This is a genomic window from Vibrio sp. E150_011 (assembly GCF_053544015.1).
This window is the reverse complement of the sequence record NZ_JBHFOL010000002.1, coordinates 603066-617741: the sequence shown is the minus strand read 5'-3', so window position 1 is coordinate 617741 and position 14676 is coordinate 603066. Positions and strand designations below refer to the sequence as shown.

13 protein-coding genes are annotated in these 14676 nt (G+C 43.8%); 5 read left to right on the top strand and 8 right to left on the bottom strand.

Translation table 11 applies throughout. The annotated features are described in order from the left end of the window. Nucleotides 1-47: 47 nt before the first annotated feature. The 6 genes from ACE1OE_RS05950 to ACE1OE_RS05925 all read right to left on the bottom strand — a co-directional run bounded on the left by ACE1OE_RS05950 (nucleotide 48) and on the right by ACE1OE_RS05925 (nucleotide 5461). Nucleotides 48-434: a Rid family detoxifying hydrolase gene (locus ACE1OE_RS05950; protein WP_449210442.1), complete on the bottom strand. Its 387-nt coding sequence runs from the start codon at nucleotides 432-434 to the stop codon at nucleotides 48-50. Between the two features lie 130 nt (nucleotides 435-564). Further along, on the bottom strand, nucleotides 565-1779 hold the full coding sequence (locus ACE1OE_RS05945; RefSeq protein WP_449210441.1) for an aromatic amino acid transporter: 1215 nt from the start codon (nucleotides 1777-1779) through the stop codon (nucleotides 565-567). 119 nt (nucleotides 1780-1898) lie between these two features. After that, entirely contained in the window at nucleotides 1899-3359 is a 1461-nt protein-coding gene (gene tnaA / locus ACE1OE_RS05940) for a tryptophanase (RefSeq protein WP_372060355.1), read from the bottom strand. A gap of 205 nt (nucleotides 3360-3564) precedes the next feature. Beyond that, on the bottom strand, nucleotides 3565-3639 hold the full coding sequence (gene tnaC, locus ACE1OE_RS05935) for a tryptophanase leader peptide (protein ID WP_449210490.1): 75 nt from the start codon (nucleotides 3637-3639) through the stop codon (nucleotides 3565-3567). Between the two features lie 203 nt (nucleotides 3640-3842). Then, the gene (locus ACE1OE_RS05930; protein WP_449210440.1) at nucleotides 3843-5036 is read right to left on the bottom strand and encodes an alpha/beta hydrolase; all 1194 of its coding nucleotides are present in this window, start codon (nucleotides 5034-5036) and stop codon (nucleotides 3843-3845) included. A 68-nt stretch (nucleotides 5037-5104) separates the two neighbouring features. Further along, nucleotides 5105-5461 carry a putative hemolysin gene (locus ACE1OE_RS05925; RefSeq protein ID WP_449210439.1) on the bottom strand — a complete coding sequence of 119 codons (357 nt, stop codon included), beginning with the start codon at nucleotides 5459-5461 and terminating at the stop codon, nucleotides 5105-5107. Nucleotides 5462-5746: 285 nt separating this feature from the next. Between ACE1OE_RS05925 and ACE1OE_RS05920 the strand changes: the two genes are divergently transcribed. Beyond that, nucleotides 5747-6967: an MFS transporter gene (locus ACE1OE_RS05920; protein ID WP_372060358.1), complete on the top strand. Its 1221-nt coding sequence runs from the start codon at nucleotides 5747-5749 to the stop codon at nucleotides 6965-6967. Between the two features lie 258 nt (nucleotides 6968-7225). Then, nucleotides 7226-7951 carry a DUF3581 domain-containing protein gene (locus ACE1OE_RS05915; protein ID WP_449210438.1) on the top strand — a complete coding sequence of 242 codons (726 nt, stop codon included), beginning with the start codon at nucleotides 7226-7228 and terminating at the stop codon, nucleotides 7949-7951. A 128-nt stretch (nucleotides 7952-8079) separates the two neighbouring features. On the opposite strand, the gene ACE1OE_RS05910 is transcribed toward ACE1OE_RS05915, so the two are convergent. Then, the gene (locus ACE1OE_RS05910) at nucleotides 8080-8544 is read right to left on the bottom strand and encodes a methyltransferase family protein (RefSeq protein WP_372060359.1); all 465 of its coding nucleotides are present in this window, start codon (nucleotides 8542-8544) and stop codon (nucleotides 8080-8082) included. Between the two features lie 146 nt (nucleotides 8545-8690). Then, entirely contained in the window at nucleotides 8691-11735 is a 3045-nt protein-coding gene (ydiJ, locus tag ACE1OE_RS05905; RefSeq protein WP_449210437.1) for a D-2-hydroxyglutarate dehydrogenase YdiJ, read from the bottom strand. 285 nt (nucleotides 11736-12020) lie between these two features. Here ydiJ and ACE1OE_RS05900 point away from each other — a divergent pair, with 285 nt between their 5' ends. The 3 genes from ACE1OE_RS05900 (at nucleotide 12021) to ACE1OE_RS05890 (ending at nucleotide 14643) form a co-directional block, all read left to right on the top strand. Further along, nucleotides 12021-12695, top strand: a complete 675-nt coding sequence (locus ACE1OE_RS05900; RefSeq protein WP_102470631.1) for a DUF3334 family protein — start codon at nucleotides 12021-12023, stop codon at nucleotides 12693-12695. Between the two features lie 157 nt (nucleotides 12696-12852). Further along, nucleotides 12853-13536: a DUF2786 domain-containing protein gene (locus tag ACE1OE_RS05895; protein ID WP_102470630.1), complete on the top strand. Its 684-nt coding sequence runs from the start codon at nucleotides 12853-12855 to the stop codon at nucleotides 13534-13536. A 30-nt stretch (nucleotides 13537-13566) separates the two neighbouring features. Next, nucleotides 13567-14643 (top strand): hypothetical protein, encoded by a 1077-nt coding sequence (locus tag ACE1OE_RS05890; RefSeq protein WP_449210436.1) that lies wholly within the window; start codon nucleotides 13567-13569, stop codon nucleotides 14641-14643. The last annotated feature ends 33 nt before the right edge of the window (nucleotides 14644-14676 follow it).

Sequence of the window (14676 nt, the reverse complement as noted above, 5' to 3'; positions counted from 1 at the left end):
AGGCGCCAAACCTACTGGCGCCCCCTGACAAAATCTTACCTCTTAACTCACACCTGATGTACCGCTATCACCTCAATTTCTACTTTTGCATCCAATGGTAGTCTCGCTACTTCAACGCACGAACGCGCCGGAAACGGAGCCTGATGAAGGTTAAAAAAGCCCTCATACGCAGCGTTCACCTTTGAAAAATCATTTAAATCTTTGACAAAAACCGTTGTCTTGACAATGTGACGCGCTTCTAGGCCCGCCTCTTTAACTATCGCAAGCGCATTATTCAGAGATTGTGTGGTTTGCTCCGCAACGTCCTCTGGCATCACTTTTGTTTCTGGATGGAGAGGAAGTTGGCCTGAGGTCATCACTATATTTCCAAACGTCACACCCTGAACATAAGGGCCGATCGCTAGTGGTGCTTGTGGCGTAACAATTGCTGTCATTGACATTTTCCTTAAAAATTAAATTCATGGTGTTCGTCGCTAATGATGTATTGAGTAATGCCAAGAACACGTCATAAACAACGAACAAACACTATCTGATTAATCACTCATTGATGATGAGTACGAACGATTACCCCGTAAACACAGGTAATAGCCCCAACATCGATAAAAAGTGAAACGTTGCCGTTAATACACCAAAACCAATGACGATATAAATCATTACCATGCCACCGGGCGCTTTAAAGCCCTCCGAGCCGTTGTTTCCTTCTCGTGTTTTCTTCGCTAAAAGCGCAGGAATAATACATGTCCACACTGTGGCTGCTGCGCCTGCGTACGCGATAGCGATAACGAAACCAAAGGGAAATAGTACCGATAAAACAAGCGGTGGTAAGAACGTTACTAACCATGTTTTGGTTCGACCTTGGCGAGTATCTTCAAATTTAAAAAAGTCTGCTAGGAAGTCGAATACCCCCAGCCCGACGCCAATAAAAGAAGAAAGTATGGCCGCCATTGAAAACGTATTGATTGCATTCGCCACTCGATCAGATTCAATCACTGAACCCAGCGCTGTTAGCAAAGCGTCAACGTTCCCTCCCTGCTCTATAACAGGTCCAAAGCTCGCTCTAGATAGATTGCCAAAGATGCTAATAAGCCAAACAAAATACAATAAAGAGGCGATAATCGTTCCGCCAAGAATGGCTTGTTTTGCCTTAGCCTCTGAGCCGTAATACGCTCTCATTGACGACACCGAGTGATGGTAGCCAAACGATGTCAATGCAACAGGTAACATCGCCATTGCGTACGGAGCGTAATGGTTTTCTTGACTAATCGTATCGAATAACACACCCATATCGACTTTGACGGCAAGACCAGATACCCCGAAGACAAAGCTCAGAACCATAAAAGCAATAAGTACGACGGAAATACGATCGACCGCTCGAGTGGAATGCCAAACAAAAGTGGAAAAGATAAGAACAAATAAGGCAGACGCTAATTTGGCATTCAGCCCAAGGACATCCTTTAAAATAAGTCCCGATGAAGTAATATACGCATAAAGTAGGATACCACCTACAAAATACACCGTTATATTATTTAAAAAATTAATCTTTGAGCCTAATAAATCTTTTGTCACCGTATCAAATGAAACTTTAAGGCCGTAGTTTTTGAACGCTTCTAATAACATCCAACCCGATATAGTCATCACTATCATAGTAATCGCAATAGCGAATAAAGACCAAACCGTCCACGCCCCTGCCCCTGCACTTGGTAGCCCTAACATTCCAGCACCGACACATACGCTGGCAATAATACAGGCACCACCTATTAAAGATGGATTCTTATTCATAATATATTCTCGTAAGATTCACGTAATTGAATTAGTTTTTAACTAATTTTAAGTTTTTAATTATTATAGGTATCGATAAAAAAAGAGCGTAGCTTGCTTGCTACGCCCTTTGTTGGAGATTAAGCTTCTTCGAGCTGAGCTTGTGGCGCGTGAGCCGTGACTTTTTCTACTTCTTTTAATCGAGCTGTGAAGTGACGCAACACCTCAGGCTCGTAAGTAAAATCTAGCCCCTTCACTTTGTGCGCATTCTCTTTGACCTTCTCAAATGCCTCAATGACATAGTCCATATGAGTCTGAGTGTAGGTCGCACGAGGAATCGTTAAGCGGAGTAACTCTGCTGGGCAAGGGTGCTGCTTGCCAGTAGCTGGGTCTCTACCTAACAACAAAGAGCCAATTTCTACCGCGCGAATCCCTGCGACTTTGTACAACTCACAAGCCAACGCATGAGCAGGGAATTGATCCGCTGGGATATGCGGAAGCAACTTACCAGCATCGACAAACGCAGCGTGACCACCCGCCTGCTGACAGACAACACCTATCGCTTCTAAACCATTAACCAAATATTGCACTTGGTTAATACGGTAAGCCAGCCACTCTTGACGCATGCCGTCATAAAGGCCTACAGCCAAACGCTCCATCGCGCCGCCTTCTAAGCCACCATAAGTCGGGAACCCTTCTTGTACAACACAAAGCGTGCGACAATCAGTGTAAGCATCCATCATGCTTTCATCTTTAAAGCACAACAATCCGCCCATTTGTACCATGGCATCTTTCTTCGCTGACATCGCAAGGCCATCGGCATACTTGTAAGATTCGCGAGTAATTTCTTCAATCGTCCAGTCTTTGTAACCCTCTTCACGCTGTTGAATAAAATACGCATTCTCAGCATAGCGAGCCGAGTCCATAATGACTGGGATATCATACTTCTGAGCGATTTCATACACCGCTTTAAGGTTTGCAATTGAAACAGGCTGACCACCTGCTGAGTTACAAGTAATGGTGCTCACGATATAAGGTACATTTGCAGCACCTGCATCGATGATGGCCTCTTCCAGCTTTTCTAAGTCGAAGTTTCCTTTAAAGTCTGCGTTAACAGCAGTGTCAAAGGCATCTTTAGTGTATACGTTCTTAGCAACACAACAGTTAACTTGTGTATGACCTTGTGTGGTATCAAAGAAATAATTAGATAGCGCGACCATTTTGGTTCGATCTAATCCCTTTTCTTTTTCGCGTTTTTTAATCAATACCGGAATATAGATTTGCTCTGCACCACGACCTTGGTGGGTTGGAATCGTTAAATCATAACCAAAAATATCTTTAACGGCATTGGCAAGTGCATAATAGCTTCGGCTGCCACTGTAGGCTTCATCACCACGTAACATCGCCGCTTGCATCTCTTGAGTAATAGAGCCTGTGCCGCTGTCCGTTAATAGATCAATAAACACGTCTTCACTGTCTAGCAAGAAAGGGTTCATTCCTGCTTTTACAATGGCTTCATCACGGTATTCACGTGTGGTGCGTTTCACTGGCTCGACGACGCGAATACGGAATGGTTCAGGGAGATGTTTAAAGTTTTCCATAATATTATCCTACTCTTCTTTTAATTCTTGTTTTAGATCAGGTAATCAAAAAGCAAACAAGAATAATTAAATAACAATGCTATCCAGATAAATATCTAGACATTGATTTTTATTACAATAAAACAAACGCAGTAATACCTAAGTTATATAATACTGGTAATTACTTAGTTAAATTTAGCGTGCACAAAAAGTGCGAGAGGTAGGCTTATCTCGAAGGGAAGAAAAATGCGATCTTATAATCTAATGTAATCCAACTATTTGTCATGTTGAAAATATCCATTGTTGCACCTATTTGAAACATCGTATTTCAAATTACTATGTTAATTATCTATAGATTAAGGAAATTGTCATCTATATCGTTGGCAATATGAGATGCTGTTAACATAAAATCGTCACCTATTAATAAAAAGAAATTTGCCATCAGAAATATTATGATGAAGATCAATATAGCGTACTAGTAAGCTAATTCACTATGACAGCATATCAATTTTTTACTGTTACTCTTTGCATAAAACTCAGGACTCGCTGCATAGTCTGTTCAAAATAAGGATTCCAACTCAACCGAGCATTGATCGTATCATCTTCAAAGAGATCCCACGCCGCGTGACTCAATGTCGGCATTTTAGGGCAGTCAACTTTGTATACCTCCCCTTCTTGACTACCACCGCATTGGCGCATCAAACCTTGTCTTCCGTACAGTGGATTACTTGCACTGTACAACACCGATATATGGGAACCACTTTGGATATAAAATTCAGGTAGTTTCATGGGGAATTTTACGAAACGAGGGTCGCTGTAACTGCGATCACCAAACCAAATCAACTCTGATTCTTGATGGCTAAAACGCACCTTGAACAAATCATAGATCCCCTTTGCATCGACTAACTCATCACTTTCTGCAAGCATCAGAATAGCCGGCACATCAAGTGGGTCTGCATTTAATTTTTTTTGAACGTCTACGGCGCTTTGGTAATACAACGCGGCACCATGCATCGCCAACGAATCATAACGGGAATAGTTTTGTTCTTTTTCCACACTGACCCAATCAACAAAATAGCTCGCAAACCCAGCCAACCCAGCTAATGGGTCTTTGGGCTTAAAAGCCGGAGAAAAAAGCAATAAGCCATTGATGTCCGCTCGATCAGCCGCGTAACTGGTGACCAAATTGGTACCCGTTGAAAAGCCACCAAGCCAAACGGAATCGACCTCTTGTCTGAGTAGGTCAACTTGGTGGGCAACAGACTCCACCCAATCATCATAGGTAGGATTCATAAGATCAGCAGGACGAGAGCCATGTCCAGGCAAAAGCATCACATGGACAAGGTAACCTTGAGCGGACAAATACGGGGCAATATCAACAAACGAGTAAGGCGAATCTCCCAAGCCATGCACAAGTAATATCCCTTGGCCATTCGCTACCTCGGGGACCAACTTATATGGGCTAACGGCATCCATTTCGCGGTCAAAACCCGCCCCATGAAAAACACGATATGTTGACAACCAGTCACGAGTTTCCGTCGCGTATAGTGAAAACGTGACTTGCCGGTAGGGCGATAATGAATATGAACGCTCATACATTTGAGGATTAGCGTCGATGACCCTATTGCTGCATCCACTGATAAGCACTGTACACAACAATATGCTTAGCAACGTGGATAGCCATTTTACTAGAATCACCGAGCGCGCTCCCAACATCGTGTTACTTCGTAACGGTCAGCTATATGATAGAATCAATTGGAGATTCGTTAATTACTTGAGCTTTGATGATCTCGAAAATAGTCCATAGCATCCATCACATCGCCGTTAGCAAGCTCACATTGCTTTTTATCCGCTAGGTATACACCTTTTTTAGCTTCACAAAAGCGTTGCGCTTCTGTTTTATCGGCACTGTTATGTTCTCTATAATAAGTCCAAGCATCCACCGTTTCACCTGATTTAAGCGCGCACTTTCCTGTTGCAAGATCATAAGTCCCATGCTGCGAACAAAACACTGCGGCAGGGTTTGCCATGTTGAGATCGGCCTCCTCTTTTGCTACGTCAGACTTTGCACAACCATACAAAAATAAACTGGATACAAGTACTGCAGTTAGAGTTGTCTTCATTGGTGCTTCCTCTTCTTGTGTAGACGTCAATTGTCTTGCCCTACCTAAACCCTAGATGAGTTTCTCATCTATTCAAATACATCGCCGTATTTACTCGCGAATACTGCTGTGCAACTGGGCAAACAACAACGCATCACCGAGTTTATGGCGCTTCTCCAAGCTAAAGCCATTTTCATTACAAGGCTTTTGCCACCTTTGAGAGGGTAACAGTGGGTAATTTACTTGTATGTTTTTCTAGTTAATTGAAAATTCATGAGTAAATTATAAATAAAGGAACGTCTGTACATGAATGGTTTTCGTTTGTGGCATCTAGCGCAAGCTTCCCTTGGTATCGTCCAATGGGTTGGCATTGCAATTCTACTCAACCCAATCATCATAGAACGGACTTCTAGTGGTGCACTACTTGGCCAAGTAATGGCATTAATTGGTGGTGCTGGCTTATTCGCGCCTCTCATTGGAGGCATTGCAGACAAATACTCATGCCATCGCATTTTACAAAGAATGGCGCTTTTTGTTCATATCATTGCCTTACTCATTCTCTACTTTGCCGAAACGACCATGCCAATCTATTGGACCGTTGGAATGCTTATTGGACTCGGCAGTGTGTCGTTATTAGTACTCAATCCTACCTTTGTTATCGCCACCAGCAAAAACCAAGAAGAAGAAGGCCGAGGTCTGACTAATCTTTTTCAGTGCCAATTTTTCGGTATTATCGTCACTGCAGTACTCATTGCTATCGCAGAATCACTTGGCGTAGAGAGTGATAACCAGCTGCTGATATTACTGGCTTTAGTCACTTGTGTTCTCTTTATGGTCTCTATTGCCCCTCCTCCCGCGATCACGATTGAAGATCAATCAACACCCTTGGATTCACATAATCCTGAGGACCGCTCAGAAGGCCATTCAGGCAATACACGATTTTTACCATGGCTACTGTTCCTTCTCGCGGTATTTTTCTCGATGTTCTTATCGTCAAACCTCATGGAATTAGGCCCACTTCTGATCAAAGAGGTGTACCACGTTGAAATAGGAAATTCTGCGTTAGGTATGGCCGTTTCAGCGTTTATTAGTTTATTTATGTTGGAATCAGCGGGCCGCTGGATGCAAAAAAGTGGCCCCTTTAATGTCTGGTTTAGCGCACAAATTGTCTACTTAATCATTGGTACTTTGTTCTGGTTCACTGCTGGAAAAGATGTACATAGCATGATTCCAGTTGCCCTATTAGTGCTTCTTATGCAGGCGATGTCTTGGAACGATATGATCATTCCTGCCATTGCTGGGCGTTTAAGCCCGACATCTCCGGCACTCACTCAAGGGTTACTGATGCTCTGTATGGCTGGCGGGTTTGGCGTCGGTGCCATGCTAGCTGGAATATCTATTGACCAGTTTGGCTATAGTTCAGTGTTCACCCTTTCTCTAATGGGCATTGTCACTGCACTATTGTGCATTATTTGTCTCGTTGCGGCTTCTCGGACCCTAATTTTCAAACAGGCCCAAGCTCAATAGAGGCCGAAACACAACGAAGGGTAAGCACGGCGGTAAGTGCTGCGGACTTACCGTACTCATCATGTTCTTAGCACGCATCACACTCAAGAAGGGTTGTTATCTGACTATTTTTTCACTCGTGATGTGTTCTTTTTACTCTATTAATTAATGGTCCATTCCATTGAAAGACAAGATCTCGTCATATTTATCACTGGATAGACCATTTGTCGGCCATACTCATATATAATCCGGACCAATAGTGTCAAATCGAAGAGTATTATGTTTCTAACGCCTTACGTAACCAGCACCAACGACCATTTTGAATTCACTCGCCTGCAAGCAAGCCATTTTGCAAAAAAAGTAGCGGAAGACTTCAACCCAATTCATGACGAAGATGCCAAACGCTTTTGTGTACCGGGCGATCTACTATTTGCAGTATTACTGCAAAAAGAAGGCATTAGTCAAAAAATGCGCTTTGATTTTTCTGGCATGGTCACAGATGGTATACCGCTGAGTGTATGTAAGAGGTGTGATACAGAAAGCGCGCTAGTTGATAGTAATAACAAAGAATACTTACACATGACACGCGACGGTGCCGTCAGTCACAATCAAGCATTCATCGAACATCTTGTTACCAGTTATGTACAGTTCTCGGGCATGAACTTTCCACATATTATGGTGCCACTCATGCAAGAGCAGCAGATGATGATCAACTGCCAGCGACCATTAGTAATATACGAAAGTATGGAAGTCGAGTTCGACCGAATCGATCTTAACCACCCTGTGGTCGAGTTTACCGGCGCAACGTTTGATGTTGAAGGTAAACGTGGCTTAGTGACACTAAACTTCTCGTTTACCGAAGACGGTGAAATTGTGGGTAAAGGCATGAAAAGAATGGTAGCGACGGGGCTGAAACCCTATAGCGATGAAGCGGTTGAAGATTTAGTGGATCGTTTCAACCAACGTAAGACCGACTTTCTTGCTCAGGTAAATAGCGCCGCATAACCTTATACGCCGCTCTTAAACCGCTCAACGATTAGCGCCCCGCGATTGAAATATCTAAAGTGGGGCTTTTTTCATGCGCTTCACTAGTTGAACCTTAGAGCACTCCCGCCCACATTCAAATGAACGAATTAGATCCACCGTCTCACTCTCGCCTTGTAATCAAGGTACTGCTCTCCAAACATACGTGTCAATGCACGCTCTTCAGGTCGAATTTGAAAACGGTTAATATATAAAACGAACAACACACTCGTCAGCAGGCTCAATACATCTTCCAACCATATCCCCCAAGCTAGTAACAAGCAATAAAGTGCGACATACATTGGATTCCTAGTGAGTGAAAAAATCCCTGAATCTACGACTTGGCTAGCCTTGTCGGGTCGAGTGGGATCCACCGTAGTTTTCGCACGCTTAAATTCATAAACACCTGATATACCAACATACCCGCTTGCCGCAACCAGAAGCACAACCCAGATTACCTTCAAGGGAATGTAAATAAAGAGCCAAGTGCTATCCACGGAATGAATGGCAAACATCAAAATTGCAAGGACCAGGAAAACAGCAACTGGTGGAATTTTCAGTTCTAATGCTTTCATTCTCTTAGTCCTTGATAAGTCGCGTGTGTGTTAATAATTTGCGAGCAAGTCGTCACGTCGGCTTACCGTACCAAGTAGGAATCAGTACGATTCCCACATTTCACCACATCAAATCTTACTCGCTTGGCATGCGCTATATATAGACTTTATACAATGGTAATCAGACGCAATATAGCCTGTAATGGGTGCTTCACCGGTTGATCCTCAAAACGTTTGACTTGGCTACGACAAGAATAACCAGTAACAAGGCAACGATCCTTTGGCAAGGACGCCATTTGAGGTTTCCAACTTAGGCCATAGATATCTTTCGACATTTGCAACTTATCCGACTCGTGCCCAAACGTACCCGCCATCCCACAACAGCCAACCGGTACCGTGTTAAGTTGGCCTCCGAAATGACTGAAAATACTGCCCCACTCTTTCTCAGCATTAGGCAGTTTGGTTTTCTCTGTGCAGTGCGCAAAGAGATACCATGGTTCTTTGTCACTTGATACTGAGGGCGTCAGGGTTTTAAGTAGTGGCGTCAACCATTCATGAACCGTCAATACATCAAACTCTCCACGTTTATCTTCCAATATCTCAACGTATTCGTCGCGATAGCACAGCACCAGTGCCGGATCGACGCCAACCAATGGTATATTTAGCAGGGCCACTCGCTGTAAGAAATCAGCTGTAGATTGTGCTCCATCAGCAAACTGTTTTAAGAATCCTTTGATATGTGCCGCTTTACCGTTTGGTTTGAATGGCAAGATCACGGGCGTCTTCCCTAATACAAGCACCAGTTTAACAAAGTCTTCCACTACTTCCGCGTCGTAGAAGCTGGTAAATGGGTCTTGTACTATCAACACATAGTCGGCTTTCTTTGCGTCTGACAACCCAGACAACTTTTCCAAATCAAACACTTCAATGAGTTGAGACTGCATGCGTTGTTTTAGCGTAGGGACAGATAGAAGTGGTGCATCAATATAACCAACGCTTTTTTCAGTTAGGGATTTTACCCAAGGTTGTTTGAGTGCAAAGTTCACTGTTTTAGGTATTTTTGCCATATATGGCAGTAGGGTCTCGATGTTTGCCACTAAGTAATCTTTAGCAGGGCGCTGGTAACGTGTGTAATAGAGATTTAAAAAACGCGCTCGAAAACTTGGCACATCAACCTTAATTGGGCACTGGCTAGCGCAGGCCTTACAAGCAAGGCAACCGTTCATTGCCTCATACACTTCATGTGAAAAATCATACTCGTGACGCTTGTTAAACGTATTGCGCCATTTCTCGATCAATCCTTTCGCGCTGCTACCTTTTTGTGTTTGATGTTCAAGTTCGACCACATCAAAACCTTGCTCAGAGAGCTGTCGTAACCACTCTCGAACCAATCCCGCTCGTCCTTTTGGCGAATGACGTCGGTCGGCCGTCACCTTCATCGAAGGGCACATAGGTGATGCGGTATCGTAGTTAAAACATAATCCGTTGCCGTTGCACTCCATTGCTTGAGAAAAGCTGTCTCGCACTTCTACAGGGATCTGGCGGTCATACGTGCCCCGTTTGACATCCGAGACTTTCACTAAGCCATCTTCACTGCCTAGTGGTGTACAAATTTTACCTGGATTCATTTTATTGTGGGGATCAAAGGCCGATTTTATACGGCGTAGTTCATTAAATAAAACATCACCAAAAAAAGCAGGGCCGTACTCGGAACGGAAGCCTTTACCATGTTCTCCCCACATCAAACCGCCATACTTGGAGACCAATTTAACCACTTCATCGGACACTTGATGCATTAACGCTTCTTGTTTTGGATCGCACATGTCGAGCGCAGGACGTACATGCAAAACGCCCGCATCAACGTGACCAAACATACCGTAGTGCAAACCGTGAGCATCGAGTAGAGCCCGGAATTCATCAATAAAGTCCGCCAGATTCTCAGGAGGAACACACGTATCTTCTGCAAACGCGATGGGCTTAGCACTGCCTTTTACTGCGCCAAGTAACCCCACCGCTTTTTTACGCATATTATAGATCCGACCTAAGCTGGCAACGTCGCTCGTGATCTGATATCCAATAATACCGGCTTGTTCAGTTTCCAGCATTTCATCCAATTTTGCGGTCAGCTGCTTCACAGAAGCCTCCACCTCATGAGTATCTTCACCAGCATACTCCACCATATTTATACCAAGCATCTCTTTACCCGGTACATCAGTGATAAGGTCACTCACGGTATGCCAAACAATATCTTGTTTCGCTAGATTCAGAACTTTGGAGTCTATTGTTTCAACTGACAACGCATTGGCTTCCACCATAAATGGTGCATTTCGCAGTGCCGCTTCAAACGTGTTGTATTTAACATTGATCAGCGTGCGGGCTTTGGGAATAGGCGTTAGATTCAGTTTTGCTTCGGTAATAAACGCTAACGACCCTTCTGCGCCACACAAAATGCGCGTGATATCAAAGGTATCTTGGACTGGGTCAAAAGCATTTTTTAGATCGTAGCCGGTGAGAAAACGGTTTAATGGTGGGAATTTTTCATCTATTAATGGTCGATTCTCTCGGCATACCTGCTCAGAAATCTTAAGCGCTTGAGTTGCATAGCTTTGTTCTACTGGAAACCCAAGCGAACCATCACTTTCTAACAACGAACCATCGGCAAATACCGCTTGTAACGACAGCACATGGTCGGAAGTCTTACCGTACTTTAATGAGCCCTGCCCCGACGCGTCGGTATTAATCATCCCTCCTAGCGTGGCACGATTGCTCGTCGACAAGTCAGGTGAAAAGAAATACCCAAAGGGACGCACCGCATCATTTAGGGCATCTTTAACAATCCCTGTTTGAACCCGCACCCAACCTTCTTCTTTATTAATTTCAAGCACACGATTCATATGGCGCGAGAGATCAACGACAATACCAGAAGTCAGAGATTGGCCGTTGGTGCCAGTTCCGCCACCTCTCGGTGAAAACTGTATAGACTGAAATGATTCTAGACTCGAAAGTTCGCCAACAATCTGCACGTCTTGTGTCGTTTTTGGGTGCACAACCGCTTGAGGCAGGACTTGATAGACACTGTTATCCGTTGCCACAGCTAAACGACTGGAATATTGCGTTTCAATATCGCCAGTGAAGCCTTTTTGTTTGAGCTGTTGAAGAAAGACAACGACCGTAGGGTTAATATCAGATTGCGTACTTAGTCTTGGTAACATTTTGCTTCCTGCCCCTTAAACATGCCGATCCGCTCAGCAAGGGAATAATAAAAAATAATGACACGACAGCCTGCACAACCACATCAACCCAGTATTTTAAACGGATCATCAGTATCGGCAGAAGAAGTGAGCTAATTCTACTTATCCGGTTACTTTACAACAATTAAAAATGTGATCAAATCGCAATCTCATAGCAATTATGCATCGTTTATACCTTTTCAAGCGGTTTCCTTCATGCCAAACTCAGTAACATCAAGGAAGCAGTAACCAATTAAGCGAACTCTAATGAAAAAAACCAAGGTTATCACCACGGAAGATATTCTTCTTAAACTATGCCAATCGGTTTCTACCGTACTCACTTCAGCAACACAATCCAGCATCACCTACTCTGCTATGGTTCAAAAAATCACCAAAACTACGCTTAAGCCTGACTTTGGGTGCTTCGTACTATTTGACGGTGGTTTTTCTGGTTTAGTCGTTATCAACTTTACGTCCCAAGCGGCATTGGAAGTGTACTCAAACTATATGCGTAGCATGGGAATGCCCGAAGAAGAACTCGCCATTCACCATAATGCAGATGAAGTTGGCGATGTACTGGGCGAACTGATGAACCAGCTTGTTGGTGACTTTACTAACAAAGTACGAAAAGAGCTACAAACCAACATCACCCAAAACCAACCTAAAATGCTGGCTATCAATAAGCAAGTGGTTCTTTCTGTCGATACTAACTTGGAACGACCTCAAGCTAGACGTGTGACGTTTTCAACCGCAAACAACAATATCTTTTACCTAGAATTCGCCATGGACAAAACTGAGTTTATCCAGATGGAAGAATTCGAGGTGCAAGCCGATGAGACACCCGACGCGATTATAGAACAAGCAATAAAAAATAAAGAAACGAAGTCCCCTAAAACACAGCCTGATAATAGCCAAGATCTGCTCGACGAACTCGGTATCTAGCTCAGTACGACACCCTAACCATCATGACAACTTAAACAGAATGGGTGGACTTCGGTCTCGCCCATCTTCTATTTCAAAACCTACACTTCCCCTTTCATTGGAAACTCGTTAAAATAGTGCCCTTTTTCTTTCGCGGTACAGAGAACTCACATTGTCGATGGATAAACAAAAAGCCCTAAAAAAAATAGCTAAGTGCCTAGAGTTAGGTAATTCAGCCAACGTCAACGAAGCGGCGAATGCGATCAAAATGGCGCATAACCTCATGTTGAAGTATGGCCTAGATAAAGATGACATTGAGTTCATCAAAATGGGTAAGACCCAATCGACACACTTACTGCCTGCCAGTATCAGCTCTACAATTTTGCGCGTCATTCGTGGGATTAACACTAAATTCGGGGTCGAAGCGGTTCTGCTCAACCATAAAGGTCTGAAACGCGTTGAGTTTATTGGCGAAGCCGACAGAGCTATTTTTGCGGCGTTTGCATTTGATATTGTGTACCGTGAAATGAATGAACACACTGGCCAATTCAGAAACGGCTTCGCAGGTTCAGGTACATCGACAGCCGAAGTGACCCGACGAGTCAATTCTTTTGTCTCTGGCTGGATTGAAGGGGCTCTTGAAAAGCTGCCGATTATCACTCCTGACGACGAGTCGAACAACAAAATTAATAACTACATCGATAAAGAGTTTAAAAATATCGACCGCGAAACCTTTAAGCAACAACTTCGAGATGCAATGAAGAATATCACTGCCGATTACGAAGTGGGCTTGAAAAAGGGGCGTAAGCTTTCTGTTAATCGACCGATTGATGGCGCCCAAGCGCCCAAAATGCTCAAGTAATATCGACCTTCACCAGCATTCATAAGGAAAATGATGACTCAGGTGCATTACCGTGTATGGCCAACTGCAGCTCGTGCTTTGTCGTTATGGGTATTATTGGTCTGCTCGGCAATGGCAAATTCGATTCCATCGTTAGAGAAGCAAGCACAGCTTAATAATGCCGATGCACAATACCAACTCGGACTTGCATTTGAAACGGGTCAGGGGGTCCCAAAAGACCTCACTAAGGCTAGTTACTGGTATCAACTAGCAAGTAATAACGGTCACCTTGGTGCGACATACAATTATGCTCAAGCACTTGAGTACGGCCGTGGAGTAAAACGTAATCCTTCACGCGCAGTGCTTCTTTATACCAAACTGGCCATACAGGGCGACCAAAGCACATACGGAAAGTTGGCGGAGCTATATAGTAATGCCGATGTTGATATTCCAGCCACTGATCAAGCCGTGCTTTGGTATTCCTTTGCCGCTGGGCAATCGTCCTCTTTTGAACCGGCTTATGAACAAGCACTACAACGCCAGTTTAATCAACGTCAAATGCGCCAAATCGAAGCGCTAAAAGAACAAGAGTCGACGGTGTTATCGACACCTAATTTGAGCACCCACTCACCTAAACAAGCACAACAACCCGAAGCCGTGGGAAGTTCGTGGACGACGCACTTAATTTATATTCTATTGTTGTCATTGACCTTGACCGTATTCATCTACCAGATGAAGTGGAAACCAGCCTCAATGTCACAATCTCGCCCTAGCCACAACCAACCAAACCCCAGTAATGCCAGTAATGCACGACTCAATGACCTCATCACGACCCAGCAACGAACCATTGCTCAGCTCCAACACAAACTAAAATTGGCGCATCAATCCGCAGACAAAACCGCTTCGTCTATACAACAATCAAATACACTTGAAAGCGCCTACTTACGATTTGGGTTTTCAACTAGCCAACAGCAGAACCTGACACCTAATCAACTAAAATCCCGCTATAAACAGCTTTCACGCATCTTTCATCCAGACATTCAAGGCTCCGATGAAGAAATGAAGCAGCTCAATACCGCGCTGAAAACGATAATGACGCACCTAAAGAACTCTCAAAAAATTCATTAAAAGACCTCTCGTTCTCACTATAAATTATAAGTA

Excerpts from the sequence above, each read along its gene's own strand:
- ACE1OE_RS05950 (WP_449210442.1), bottom strand. The coding sequence starts at position 434 with ATGACAGCAATTGTTACGCCACAAGCACCACTAGCGATCGGCCCTTAT.
- ACE1OE_RS05945 (WP_449210441.1), bottom strand. The coding sequence starts at position 1,779 with ATGAATAAGAATCCATCTTTAATAGGTGGTGCCTGTATTATTGCCAGC.
- tnaA (WP_372060355.1), bottom strand. The coding sequence starts at position 3,359 with ATGGAAAACTTTAAACATCTCCCTGAACCATTCCGTATTCGCGTCGTC.
- ACE1OE_RS05925 (WP_449210439.1), bottom strand. The coding sequence starts at position 5,461 with ATGAAGACAACTCTAACTGCAGTACTTGTATCCAGTTTATTTTTGTAT.
- ACE1OE_RS05920 (WP_372060358.1), top strand. The coding sequence starts at position 5,747 with ATGAATGGTTTTCGTTTGTGGCATCTAGCGCAAGCTTCCCTTGGTATC.
- ACE1OE_RS05915 (WP_449210438.1), top strand. The coding sequence starts at position 7,226 with ATGTTTCTAACGCCTTACGTAACCAGCACCAACGACCATTTTGAATTC.
- ACE1OE_RS05910 (WP_372060359.1), bottom strand. The coding sequence starts at position 8,544 with ATGAAAGCATTAGAACTGAAAATTCCACCAGTTGCTGTTTTCCTGGTC.
- ydiJ (WP_449210437.1), bottom strand. The coding sequence starts at position 11,735 with ATGTTACCAAGACTAAGTACGCAATCTGATATTAACCCTACGGTCGTT.
- ACE1OE_RS05900 (WP_102470631.1), top strand. The coding sequence starts at position 12,021 with ATGAAAAAAACCAAGGTTATCACCACGGAAGATATTCTTCTTAAACTA.
- ACE1OE_RS05895 (WP_102470630.1), top strand. The coding sequence starts at position 12,853 with ATGGATAAACAAAAAGCCCTAAAAAAAATAGCTAAGTGCCTAGAGTTA.
- ACE1OE_RS05890 (WP_449210436.1), top strand. The coding sequence starts at position 13,567 with ATGATGACTCAGGTGCATTACCGTGTATGGCCAACTGCAGCTCGTGCT.